At 46.4% G+C, this 9,666-nt stretch carries 7 protein-coding genes and 5 tRNA genes; 10 read left to right on the forward strand and 2 right to left on the reverse strand.

Annotated elements, in window-relative coordinates:
- Positions 1-26: 26 nt before the first annotated feature.
- The gene (locus KIV41_RS21825; protein WP_005434644.1) at positions 27-440 is read right to left on the reverse strand and encodes a cytochrome c5 family protein; all 414 of its coding nucleotides are present in this window, start codon (positions 438-440) and stop codon (positions 27-29) included.
- 361 nt (positions 441-801) lie between these two features.
- On the opposite strand from KIV41_RS21825, the gene KIV41_RS21830 reads away from it, so the two are divergent.
- The 5 genes from KIV41_RS21830 to KIV41_RS21850 all read left to right on the forward strand — a co-directional run bounded on the left by KIV41_RS21830 (position 802) and on the right by KIV41_RS21850 (position 1,406).
- Positions 802-878 (forward strand) — tRNA-Arg (locus KIV41_RS21830).
- 34 nt (positions 879-912) lie between these two features.
- A tRNA-His gene (locus KIV41_RS21835) sits at positions 913-988 on the forward strand.
- 76 nt (positions 989-1,064) lie between these two features.
- Positions 1,065-1,141: transfer RNA gene (locus KIV41_RS21840), tRNA-Pro, on the forward strand.
- A gap of 48 nt (positions 1,142-1,189) precedes the next feature.
- Positions 1,190-1,265, forward strand: a tRNA-His gene (locus tag KIV41_RS21845).
- Positions 1,266-1,329: 64 nt separating this feature from the next.
- Positions 1,330-1,406 (forward strand) — tRNA-Pro (locus tag KIV41_RS21850).
- A 295-nt stretch (positions 1,407-1,701) separates the two neighbouring features.
- Here the strand turns inward: KIV41_RS21850 and KIV41_RS21855 are convergent.
- Positions 1,702-2,427: an HAD family hydrolase gene (locus KIV41_RS21855; protein ID WP_285337686.1), complete on the reverse strand. Its 726-nt coding sequence runs from the start codon at positions 2,425-2,427 to the stop codon at positions 1,702-1,704.
- Positions 2,428-3,113: 686 nt separating this feature from the next.
- On the opposite strand from KIV41_RS21855, the gene KIV41_RS21860 reads away from it, so the two are divergent.
- From KIV41_RS21860 to KIV41_RS21880, 5 genes are all read left to right on the forward strand, one after another.
- Positions 3,114-4,829, forward strand: a complete 1,716-nt coding sequence (locus tag KIV41_RS21860; protein ID WP_285337687.1) for an ABC transporter ATP-binding protein — start codon at positions 3,114-3,116, stop codon at positions 4,827-4,829.
- 105 nt (positions 4,830-4,934) lie between these two features.
- Positions 4,935-6,488 (forward strand): ABC transporter substrate-binding protein, encoded by a 1,554-nt coding sequence (locus KIV41_RS21865; RefSeq protein ID WP_038887253.1) that lies wholly within the window; start codon positions 4,935-4,937, stop codon positions 6,486-6,488.
- Positions 6,489-6,634: 146 nt separating this feature from the next.
- The gene (locus KIV41_RS21870) at positions 6,635-7,612 is read left to right on the forward strand and encodes an ABC transporter permease (protein ID WP_010444857.1); all 978 of its coding nucleotides are present in this window, start codon (positions 6,635-6,637) and stop codon (positions 7,610-7,612) included.
- Between the two features lie 2 nt (positions 7,613-7,614).
- A complete protein-coding gene (locus KIV41_RS21875) occupies positions 7,615-8,571 on the forward strand; it encodes an ABC transporter permease (RefSeq protein ID WP_010444859.1) in 957 nt (318 codons plus the stop codon).
- A gap of 148 nt (positions 8,572-8,719) precedes the next feature.
- The gene (locus KIV41_RS21880) at positions 8,720-9,646 is read left to right on the forward strand and encodes an SPOR domain-containing protein (protein ID WP_285337688.1); all 927 of its coding nucleotides are present in this window, start codon (positions 8,720-8,722) and stop codon (positions 9,644-9,646) included.
- The last annotated feature ends 20 nt before the right edge of the window (positions 9,647-9,666 follow it).

Genomic DNA, 9,666 nt, shown 5'->3' on the forward strand with positions numbered 1-9,666 from the left:
CCATATCAGGACGGGTCATGTCTTTATTATAGACCTTCAATCATGTGGTCGATGGCTGCGATGATTTCGTCATCAGAACAGTCCATACACGTACCTTTAGCTGGCATCGCGTTGAAGCCTTGGATTGCATGGTTGGTCAGCACGTCTTTGCCTTGTGCAATACGTGGTGCCCAATCTGCAGCATCACCAGTTTTCGGTGCACCGTTCACGCCAGATGCGTGACAAGCAATACAGAAAGTACCGTAAACTGATGCACCATCACGTGGACCAGTTGGCTCTGCTTTTACTGGTTCTGCTCCTGCAAGATAAACATCACCGACAGGTTTGATGCGTTCTGCGATCGCATCGTATTCAGTTTGGCTGATGTCAGAAGCTAAAGCTGCCGTAGAGAAAGTTAAGGCAGCGAACAAAACGCTAATCATTCGTCGAGACATATCCATTAAACCCACTTCACATTCCCGAGGTAAGTGACTTACCTATTTATATAGTTAGAGTATTTAGAGCCGTTGGAGAAAGTTTTACGCGATTGCTTCTATAGTGAGCAGAAAACCTTATCTAACGGTCTAGAGTGATTAAACAACCAAGTTGCAGCTGTTAAATCAATGTAAATAATGGGTGATTATATCCCGATAACTTGTTGCAATAAACAACAAGTTATCCATGACAGGGCGTGAATCACATCAAAAATTCTCTTTAAAGGCAGATAACTGTCGAAAAAGAGACCAAACGAGAAAAAAAGTAAAAAAAGTACTAGACGGCATAGTGTGATATCCGTATTATTCCTCTCCGCCGATGGGGCATGCGCCCGTAGCTCAGTTGGATAGAGCGTTGGCCTCCGGAGCCAAAGGTCGAAGGTTCGAATCCTTTCGGGCGTGCCATTCCGGAATACAAATCAAAGGCACGAACATAGTGGTGGCTATAGCTCAGTTGGTAGAGCCCTGGATTGTGATTCCGGTGGTCGCGAGTTCGAATCTCGTTAGCCACCCCATTATTTCGGTAACTCATTAAGTTAATGAAGTTTCCAGTTTTGATTCAGATATCCCAAGAGTCGAAACAAAATTCGTCGGTGAATAGCGCAGCTTGGTAGCGCATCTGGTTTGGGACCAGAGGGTCGGGGGTTCGAATCCCTCTTCACCGACCACTATTTAGTTTATGGCTATAATAGAGCGGTAAACAGCAAAAATTGATGGTGGCTATAGCTCAGTTGGTAGAGCCCTGGATTGTGATTCCGGTGGTCGCGAGTTCGAATCTCGTTAGCCACCCCATTAATTAAGGTGACTTCTTAGTTGAAGTATCCTGTCTGATTTGAGAGAATCAGCAAATACAGTTCGGTGAATAGCGCAGCTTGGTAGCGCATCTGGTTTGGGACCAGAGGGTCGGGGGTTCGAATCCCTCTTCACCGACCACTATTTAAAGCCTCAGTCGAAAGACTGGGGCTTTTTTACGTTTGAAATTTAGAATGTTGGGACCAGAGGGTCGTGGGCTGGAACGCCAGTCCGATCGAATCTCTCTTCACCGACCACTATTAGAAAGCCTGCTTTTTTGCATTTCCCACCCTCAAAAATCTGCATTCCATTTCAAAGTCACCACAAATGTACAGCTCTGGGAGCTTTTGACCACCTATGATCCAAATGCTTTTCGAGCTGATAAAAGAAACCCCAGCATGATAGCTGGGGCTTTGTCTTTCTTGAGTTGAGCGCTTTATTGAGCGAGCGTTTTTAGAATTTCATTCAGCTCAACCGTCTCTTTCACTTCATAGCTTGGCTTGATATCGGTTGGATTTGCTGCACCTGTCTCGTTAACCCACACACTCAGAATGCCCATGTTGTTGGCACCCGCAATATCGGCTGGTAGAGAATCACCAATATGAATTGCTTCTTCTGGTGTTGCGTCAACAAGGTTGAGTGCTTTGTGGAAGATACTTGCAGCAGGCTTCTCTTCGGGCTCTTCGCCACCAACGATAATGTGATCAACCCATTCGCTCATTTGTGTTGCTTTGAGTTTTGGATGCTGGGAGAAGATAGGGCCGTTAGTGATTACCACCAATTTGTAGTGTTGGCGTAGCTCAGTCAGCATTTCCTTCACGCCTGGGAAGAAGGTAAAAGCACCCATTCGAGCTGAATCGAAGAAGCTTTGTGCCTGCTGCGCTTGTTCTGCATCGATCTCGATACCTTGTTCTGCCAAGATGGTTTGGATTAAACCGCAGCGGAACGCATTTTCATCTGGCAGTAGAGCAATAAGCTGAGGGAATTCGTCGTTTAGCTTCTTATACACACCTTGTAAGTAGCGTTGCACGAAGGTCGTGGAGTCAGCGACCTGAGGGTAAGTTTGAGCAATCCAGTCGGCAAACTCTTGTCCTGCTACTTTATCGGCTTGAGATGTGCCACATAAAGTCTCGTCCATATCAAAAAATATCGCTTTAAGCACAGGGGCTCCTTCATTCACTACTCGACGTTAGAGTTTGATTATCTCTTATCTCACTCAAAATGACAGTGGAAAGCGCAAAACTGGTGGCTGATCTTCTCTTTTCCCCCACCAAAGCCCCCAGTTCAGAGAGCGTTTTCAATCGATAGAAAATTAGCTTAATCACAAAATCGCATAACTGACGCATAACCTAGGTTAGGTGACAGATTTCATTTGTTTTGCAGATCTGCTCACGTTTTCACCTCTATGTGTGTAGGGGAATTTTGGCTTTTTATGTATGCAGACTATTTTGTTAGTAACATTTTATGTCGAAAAATCCCAATAAGAACGGAATATTGTTTGGTAAATGTTAATAATGGCGCGTGAATAATAGGGATACTATCAATAGTGAGTTTATGCGTAAATTTAGAGCATTTTTCTGTTTTTATTGGTGCGTAACGCACAAAAATGGTGTGCTATGAAAATGGTTAAATACTTGTTAATGCATTTCTATTCGCTCATTGTGCGTGTAAATAATGTTTTTTAGGCGGAATATACTTTAATTGTTGCTTTTTTGTGTAATTTTTGCCAAATTGTCTCCGCATTAAGATTTCAGAGTATTATTCTGAATTTGAACGGATTCATTCAGGTGATGAATGGCGCTTTCATTGCGCGGTTCGATACCACAGACAAGGCAGTAGAGGTCTGAAATGTCACTATTAGAGGTGAAAAACCTTCGTATTGAATATCCATCCCGTCACGGTGTCCATGCGGCCGTGAAATCGCTTTCTTTTCATATCGATCGTGGCGAAATTGTGGGTGTTGTTGGCGAATCAGGTGCGGGTAAATCCACCGTTGGTAACGCCGTTATTGATTTGCTTAGTCCTCCGGGTCGTGTTGCCAGCGGCGATGTGTACCTTGATGGAGAGAAAATTTCTGGTTTAACACCGGAAGCGATGCGTAAGGTTCGCGGCTCTAAGATTGGCTTTATCTTCCAAGATCCAATGACCTCACTTAACCCTCTATTTACGGTTGAGCAGCAACTGAAAGAGACCATCCACGCCAATATGAAGGTGTCGGACGAAGAGGCGTATCAACGCGCACTTTCTCTTATGCAGCAGGTTGGCATTCCTCAACCGGAAAACCGCCTAAAACAGTACCCACACCAATTCTCTGGCGGTATGCGTCAGCGTGTGGTTATTGCTATCGCACTGGCTGGGGAGCCAGATTTGATCATCGCCGATGAACCAACCACGGCACTCGACGTATCAATCCAAGACCAAATCCTAAACCTTATCCGCGAACTGTGTATCAAGAACAACGTCGGTTGTATGTTGGTGACGCACGACATGGGTGTGGTTTCAAACGTGACTGACCGTGTTGCGGTTATGTATCGCGGTGATTTGGTGGAGTTTGGTCCAACCGCTAAGGTATTGGGCGATCCTGATCACCCATACACACGCAGCCTAATTTCAGCCGTTCCTCGTTCTGATATCAAACTCGACCGCTTCCCGTTGGTAAGCTATATCGAAGAAGCGACAGAGCTACAAGAACTGGACATTAAGAACCACTGGCTAGGTCAAAGCCAAGATCAGCGTGAGTACACGGGTCCTCTATTGGACGTGAAGAACGTGAATCTGCGCTTTGTGACCAAAGATTCGTTGTTTGAAAGCCGCCGCGAATACGTGCAGGCCTCGAACAATGTCAGCTTTGAAGTGCACGAAGGCGAGACGTTTGGCTTGGTGGGTGAATCTGGCTCAGGTAAATCGACCATTGCACGTGTGATTGCTGGTTTGTACGAACCAAACTCAGGACAAGTAAGTTTTGAAGGCATTGACCTAACGGCACTGAAATCAGAAAAAGCGCGTCGTCCGCTGCGTCGTCAAATGCAGATGGTCTTCCAAAACCCATACACCTCAATGAACCCGCGTATGAAGATTTTCGACATCATCGCGGAGCCAATTCGTTTCCATAAGCTCACTAAGAATGAAGCGGAAACGCGTCAGATTGTGAGTGACCTACTTGATCACGTAGGTTTGGGCAAAATGGCTAGCGTGAAATACCCTCATGAATTCTCCGGTGGTCAGCGTCAGCGTATCTCAATTGCGCGTGCACTGGCGACCCGTCCTCGACTACTGATTTGTGACGAACCGACATCAGCGCTAGATGTATCGGTACAGGCACAGATTCTAAACTTGCTGAAAGATCTGCAAAGTGAGCTCAACCTTACCATGCTGTTTATTAGTCACGATTTACCTGTGATTCGTCAGATGTGTGACCGAGTGGGTGTGATGCAGATGGGGACGCTACTGGAAGTAGCGCTAACCGAGCAGCTATTTACTGCTCCTCAGCATGAATACAGTAAGAAACTGATTTCTCTGATGCCTGAGTTCACAGGTTTGAGAGAAGAGATCAAAACGGCATGAACCAAGTTTTTCGCTTGGCTGACCATCAAGGTCAACAAACCTTAGTCATAACAAAGACGCAAACACAACAAGGGATTCGAATTCCCGCATGAAGGAGTTATGCAAATGAAAACCATGAAAAGCAAATTAGCAGTGGCGCTAATGGCAGCAGGTCTAAGCTTTAACGCATTGGCAGCAGATATCAAAGTTGGCTACGCCGCTGACCCAGTATCGCTAGACCCGCATGAGCAGCTATCAGGCGGTACGCTGCAAATGTCACACATGGTATTTGACCCACTAGTTCGTTTCACTCAAGAAATGGATTTTGAACCTCGTCTAGCAGAAAGCTGGGAGCGTGTGAACGATACAACGGTACGTTTCAAGCTTCGCCAAGGTGTTAAGTTCCACTCTGGCAATGCTCTAACAGCAGATGATGTGGTGTGGACTTTTGAGCGTCTACAAAGCTCTCCAGACTTCAAAGCGATCTTCGACCCGTACGAGAAAATCGTGAAGGTGGATGATTTTACGTTTGATCTAGTAACTAAGGGGCCATACCCACTAGTGCTACAAACCGCAACGTACATTTTCCCAATGGACAGCAAGTTCTACTCAGGTCAGACGGCAGACGGCAAAGATAAGTCTGAGCTAGTGAAGCACGGTAACTCATTTGCATCAACTAACGTATCTGGCACAGGTCCATTCATTGTGACTTCACGTGAGCAGGGCGTAAAAGTGGAATTCGAACGCTTTAAAGATTATTGGGATAAAGCGTCGAAAGGTAACGTTGATAAGCTAACGCTGGTTCCGATCAAAGAAGACGCGACTCGTGTAGCAGCACTGCTTTCTGGCGGCGTTGACATGATTCATCCAGTAGCACCAAACGATCACAAACGTGTGAAAGATGCAGACGGCATCGACTTAGTGACGCTACCAGGTACACGTATCATCACATTCCAAATGAACCAAAACAGCAATGAAGCACTGAAAGATGTTCGCGTTCGCCAAGCGATTGTTCACGCAATCAATAACGAAGGCATCGTGAAGAAGATCATGAAAGGCTTCGCTACGGCAGCTGGTCAACAGAGCCCTGCTGGTTACGTAGGTCACGATGACAAATTGGTTCCTCGCTACGATCTGAAGAAAGCGAAACAGCTGATGAAAGAAGCGGGTTATGAGAAAGGCTTTACGCTGACCATGATGGCGCCAAACAACCGTTATGTGAACGATGCGAAAGTTGCGCAAGCGGCGGCAGCAATGCTGTCTAAGATCGGCATCAAGGTTGATCTGAAGACGATGCCTAAAGCGCAATACTGGCCTGAGTTCGACAAGTGTGCGGCAGACATGTTGATGATTGGTTGGCACTCAGATACGGAAGATTCAGCGAACTTCAACGAGTTCCTAACCATGACTCGTAACGAAGAAACGGGCCGTGGCCAGTACAACTGTGGTTACTACTCAAACCCAGAAATGGACAAAGTGGTTGAAGCGGCAAACGTAGAAACGGATCCAGCGAAACGTGCTGAAATGTTGAAAGGTGTAGAAGCGACGCTATACAACGACGCAGCATTCGTACCGCTACACTGGCAAAGTGAAGCGTGGGGCGCGAAGTCTAACGTGAAAGCAGCTGACATCGTTAACCCAATGGTAATGCCTTACTTCGGTGACTTAGTGGTTGAATAATCACGGTTAGTCGATTTTGAGGAGGGATAGGTGTCCCTCCTCAACTTAAAGCACTCGACTCAGTTTTGTTTCAGTCGGACTGAGTTGGTTTTACAGACTGAATTTTCTCTCTGAATAGAGATCTATGGATAGTTAAGGGGCAAGGAATGTTTTCGTTTCTGGTCAAGCGCCTGTTTCAGGCACTGATAGTGATGTTTGTGATCAGTTTGGTGGCGTTTGCCATTCAGGATAACCTGGGTGACCCGCTGCGTGAGCTTGTAGGTCAGTCGGTTTCAGAATCGGAGCGCCAAGCGCTGCGTGATGAATTGGGCCTGAACGATCCCTTTATCACAAAGTACACTCGCTTTGTGGGCAATGCGCTACAAGGTGATTTAGGTACATCTTACTTCTTCAAGCGACCTGCAGTTGAGGTGATTCTCGACAAGCTGGTGGCAACATTAGAGCTCGTATTTGGTGCGACGCTGATTATTGTTTTTTTATCGATTCCGCTTGGGGTGTACTCTGCGATTCATCCGAAGAGTATCTTTACTAAATTCGTTATGGCGATGAGTAGTGTCGGTATCTCGATTCCGGTGTTCTTAACTGCGATCATGCTGATGTACGTCTTCTCCATAGAGCTCGGTTGGCTACCTTCCTACGGGCGGGGTGAAACCGCTAATGTGCTCGGTTGGGAATCAGGCTTCTTTACCATTGATGGCATCAAGCACTTGATTCTACCTTGTGTGGCACTGGCTTCGATCATGTTGCCGTTGTTCATCCGTTTGGTCCGTTCAGAAATGCTGGAAGTACTGAGCTCGGAATACATTAAGTTCGCCAAAGCAAAAGGCCTGAACTTAAACAAAATTTATTACCAACATGCACTTAAGAACACCATGCTACCAGTTCTGACGGTTGGCGGTGTGCAGATTGGTACTATGGTGGCTTACACCATCCTGACGGAAACCGTGTTCCAATGGCCGGGCACTGGCTTCCTTTTCCTAGAGGCAATCAACCGTGTTGATACACCGCTGATCACTGCCTACGTTATCTTTGTTGGTCTGATTTTCGTGGTAACCAATACCATCGTTGACTTGCTGTACGGCATTATCAACCCAACTGTGAACCTAACTGGAAAAGGAGCTTAATCATGAGCCAATCAAGTGTAACACCAGCTCAGGAAGCCGCTCCATCGGCGTGGCAACGTTTCAAAGAGTCGGATTTCTTGTACTACTTCAAACGCGACAAAGTTGCGATGGCGAGTTTTACCGTCTTTATGATGTTCTTAGTGTTGGCGTTGGCTGCGCCAATTCTGGCACCGACAGACCCGTATGATCTGACGTCTATCGACATCATGGATTCTGAGTTGCCACCGTCTTGGATGGAAGATGGCGATGAGCGTTTTGTGTTGGGAACTGATGAGCAAGGCCGCGATATTTTATCGACCATTCTTTACGGCTCTCGCCTGTCTCTGACTATCGGCTTCCTTGCGGTTGGTCTTCAGTTGGTACTGGGTATCATCATTGGTTTGTCTGCAGGTTACTTCGGCGGTCGTATCGATAGCTTCCTGATGCGCTTTGCAGACGTACAGTTGTCGTTCTCGACCATGATGGTAGCGATCATCGTGTCAGCTATCTTCAAAGCCAGTTTTGGCAGTGATTTCTATAGCCAATACGCGGTAGTCATGCTGGTGGTGATCATTGGCGTGGCAGAATGGCCGCAGTACGCACGTACCATTCGTGCTTCGGTACTGGCTGAGAAGAAGAAAGAATACGTCGAAGCGGCGCGTGTTATGGGCTTTAAAGCACCTCGCATCATGTTCCGCCATATCCTACCGAACTGTCTATCGCCAATCTTGGTTATCTCGACGGTACAGGTAGCAAACGCAATCATGTCGGAAGCAGCACTGTCATTCCTAGGTCTGGGGCTGCCAGTCGACCAGCCGTCACTGGGTGCGTTGATCAGCATCGGTTTTAACTACATCTTCTCAGGTGCTTGGTGGATTACTGCCTTCCCAGGTATCGTACTAGTAACGCTAGTATTGGTGATCAACCTCTTGGGTGACTGGTTACGTGATGTATTCAACCCAAAAATTTATAAAGGTTGATCTCAGTAGTTAAGAAAACAACAAGTTGAGTATAAAATACGAGCTGGATGAAAATCCGGCTCTTTTTTTGCTTGTTGTTTTATCATTCATGTTTTATTGACGCTTTGTCGCGATAATTTCATCACTAAACCTTATTAGAGTGAAGCGTATGGAAATGAAGAAGGCGCTTAAGCCATCACGTATCGCCCATCCAACTTTGAGCTTAGCTTTACTGCTAGCCTGTGCGCCGTTCGCAGAGACGGTGAGTGCACAAGAATTCCTGTGCCAGGCGACGCAAGCGAGTCACCAAGAGTTGCCTGTTCTGGATAAGACTTGTCCTATTGGGAAGGGAGTATGGGGAAAGAAAGTGCCGCAAGGAGGCAATTTATTTTGGGTTCAATGCGGTTTGTTACCTAAAAAAATGCCGTTAGCCAAAGCTAAGCCACTCTATAACAAAATCAGTACTGATGTTTGGATGAAGCCGGAAGACAAAGGGTTCCGCTGTTTGATTGGGCCGTACAAAAGTTTTGAGCAAGCGAGCACAGATTTAGTCCAAGTTAGGACCGTATCTGGTTATAAAGAAGCCTTTATTCGTGTGGTGGGAGCAAACATCTCTGAGCCAGTGAAGAAGACTAAGAGCGTAAGCAAGCCGAAGCCAGTGGCTAAGAATACCTCTGCGTTCGAGCCAAAGCCGGCTGCTGTAAACGTGCCGGAGGCAACCCCTTCTACAAAAGTGAAGCCAGCAGAACCTGTGAGTGTCAGCAACAATGTTGAAGTGCGATTGAAGGCCATCTTACAAGGTAAAACTTACGTCGTACCTTACTTGCTTGATGCAGGAAATCAGTTTTACATGGAATATGGCAAGCCATGGAATCGCTTGAGTTATGCAAGCTCACAGCAAGTATGTGGTGAATTAGGGATGAGCTTAGTTTCTCCAACAGAGTTTAAAGCTTTGCGTGACTCTGGAGTGATGGAAAAGAATGAATGGCCTCTGCAACTGCCTTATTGGGGAGAGAATCGGTTGGGGTTATTCGCTGATCGTGAGCCGAACCCATTAACAGGCATATCACTACTCAATGTCATGTGCGTCAAATAACGCAGTGACCCGTCCTGATA

The sequence above is a fragment of the Vibrio sp. D401a genome (genome assembly GCF_030248515.1).
Taxonomy (GTDB): domain Bacteria; phylum Pseudomonadota; class Gammaproteobacteria; order Enterobacterales; family Vibrionaceae; genus Vibrio; species Vibrio rotiferianus.

Excerpts from the sequence above, each read along its gene's own strand:
- KIV41_RS21870 (WP_010444857.1), top strand. The coding sequence starts at position 6,635 with ATGTTTTCGTTTCTGGTCAAGCGCCTGTTTCAGGCACTGATAGTGATG.
- KIV41_RS21880 (WP_285337688.1), top strand. The coding sequence starts at position 8,720 with ATGGAAATGAAGAAGGCGCTTAAGCCATCACGTATCGCCCATCCAACT.
- KIV41_RS21865 (WP_038887253.1), top strand. The coding sequence starts at position 4,935 with ATGAAAACCATGAAAAGCAAATTAGCAGTGGCGCTAATGGCAGCAGGT.
- KIV41_RS21875 (WP_010444859.1), top strand. The coding sequence starts at position 7,615 with ATGAGCCAATCAAGTGTAACACCAGCTCAGGAAGCCGCTCCATCGGCG.
- KIV41_RS21825 (WP_005434644.1), bottom strand. The coding sequence starts at position 440 with ATGGATATGTCTCGACGAATGATTAGCGTTTTGTTCGCTGCCTTAACT.
- KIV41_RS21860 (WP_285337687.1), top strand. The coding sequence starts at position 3,114 with ATGTCACTATTAGAGGTGAAAAACCTTCGTATTGAATATCCATCCCGT.